Annotated in this window: 1 protein-coding gene; it reads right to left on the reverse strand. The window is 73.5% G+C overall.

What is annotated here, in order from left to right; all coding sequences use genetic code 11:
• Positions 1-227: 227 nt before the first annotated feature.
• Complete coding sequence (locus AB0H87_RS41880; protein WP_360159457.1) at positions 228-1,178, reverse strand: VWA domain-containing protein; 951 nt, start codon at positions 1,176-1,178, stop codon at positions 228-230.
• Positions 1,179-1,248: the final 70 nt, after the last annotated feature.

The following is a 1,248-nucleotide window of genomic DNA, read 5'->3' on the forward strand; positions in this document are numbered from 1 at the left end:
GATAAACGCGACGCCTCGACGAGTGCTTCCTCTGGTCAGGGCCTTGCCTGTTCTACGCGTGAAGGAACCCGCTGGCTACGAGGATGACGTCAGGACGGCGGGGGTGATGCGTATGTGGATGCAGAGCAAAGCGTCAGGACGGGCGAGGGCTGTGCCGGCTCCAGGGCTGTGCCGAATCAAGGGCTGTGCCGAATTAAGGGCTGTGCCGAATTAAGGGCTGTGCCGAATCAGGGGATGCGGGCGAACCAGACCATCGAGGCGATCGCCGCGAGGGCCGCCAGGGCCAGCGCGATGCCGATGAACCGGGCCGACACGTCCTGGGTCTGGGTGGTGAAGCCGACGGTCGTGTTGATGTCGTCGTAGACGGCCCGCAGCTCGCCGGCGCTGGCCGCCTCGTGGTAGCTGCCGGCCGCCTGCTCGGCGACCGCGCGCAGCGTCTCGCCGTCGACCGGCACCGCCTGGCCGCCGCCCGGCCCGTCGATCACGCCGTCGGCGGTGCCGAAGGCGATCGTGTCGACCGGCACGCCGGCGGCCAGCGCCGCGGCCGCCGCCTCGCCCGGGTCGCGGCCCGCGGTGTTCGAGCCGTCCGACAGCACGACGATCCGGGCCGGCGGCGGGTCGGTCGGGTCGACGCCCGCGGCCGCGTCCAGCGCGGCGTGGATGGCCTCGCCGATGGCGGTGCCCTGCCGGCCCGTGCCGCCCTCGGCCAGCCGTTCGATGCCGGCGTCGAGCACGGCGCGGTCGGTGACCGGTGCCACCGCCACCGAGGCGCTGCCCGCGAAGCCGACCAGGCCGACGCTGAACGTCTCGGGCAGCCCGTCGACGAAGCCGCGGGCCGCTTCCTTCGCGGCCGCGAGCCGGTCCGGTGCGACGTCGGTCGCGGTCATGGACAGGGACACGTCGACCGCGATCATCACGACCGCGCGCTCGCGGGGCACGCGTACCTCGTCGGTGGGCCGGGCGAAGCCGACCACCAGCAGCGCGAGCATCGCGAGGAACAGGCTGGCCGGCACGTGCCGCCGCCACGCCGGGCGGTCCGGCGCGACCTTGTCGAGCAGCCGCAGGTTGGTGAACCGCACGGCATAGCGGCTGCGCCGGCGGCGCATCAGCACGTAGGCGACCAGCAGGGCGGCGACGGCGAGCAGGAGCAACAGCCGCCAGGGGCTCTGGAACGTCACGCCGCACCTCCCCGGCGTGCGGTGGCGAGGCGACGTTGGGTCAGCACGTGCCGCACGATGTCGGCCACCC

The sequence above is a fragment of the Asanoa sp. NPDC050611 genome, from assembly GCF_040654855.1.
Taxonomy (GTDB): Bacteria; Actinomycetota; Actinomycetes; order Mycobacteriales; family Micromonosporaceae; genus Asanoa.